1 protein-coding gene is annotated in these 594 nt (G+C 41.1%); it reads right to left on the bottom strand.

Going from position 1 to position 594, the window contains the following annotated elements:
• Window positions 1-250 precede the first annotated feature (250 nt).
• On the bottom strand, window positions 251-594 hold a 344-nt coding region (locus tag MMY95_RS15660; RefSeq protein WP_241277829.1), incomplete at its 5' end, for a tyrosine-type recombinase/integrase.

Below are 594 nucleotides of genomic sequence, written 5' to 3'. Positions count from 1 at the left end.
GCTATTAAACCAGTGCTTATGCGGTGTTTCACGTGAAGCTTTTTACCCTTGGCTTACCAATTGGCTTACTTTTACTATAAAATATTAAAATAACCCGGTTTCCTCCTGTACTGGAAATGTTCGTTTTAACGTGGTACACGTGGTACACGTGGACAATCGTTGATATAACAACGTTTCAAAGTGGCCTAACGTGGTTCATTACCCGGTACAACGTGGTACACTTAGTAAAAATTGTCTGAATATACCAAGTTTAAAAGCCTAAATAATTGGCTAACTTGTTGGCCGCCTGTTGATTTTGGCCCTTAGTGACGTGTGTGTAAACATTTAAGGTTGTTGCAACGTCCTCATGGCCTAATCGGGTTTGTACTTCTTTAATGGTGGCACCAGCGGCAAACAAAGCGGAGGCGTGACTGTGTCGAAAGCCATGTACGGTAATACTAGGGGTTAGGTGGTAGTCAGTGATGATCCGCTTTAACCACTTACCCGGAGTATTAAGCGATTTAAAACCGTTCTTAGTGTTAGCAAAAACTAACTGATCCGGTTGCAACGTATTAAAACCTAAAAACAAATAATATTCACGTTGCTGTTTATGCC

This window comes from Lactiplantibacillus sp. ME-2 (assembly GCF_022549155.1).
Lineage (GTDB): Bacteria > Bacillota > Bacilli > Lactobacillales > Lactobacillaceae > Lactiplantibacillus > Lactiplantibacillus plantarum.
Note: the sequence above shows the minus strand (reverse complement) of the source record. Positions and strands in the feature narration are given on the sequence as shown.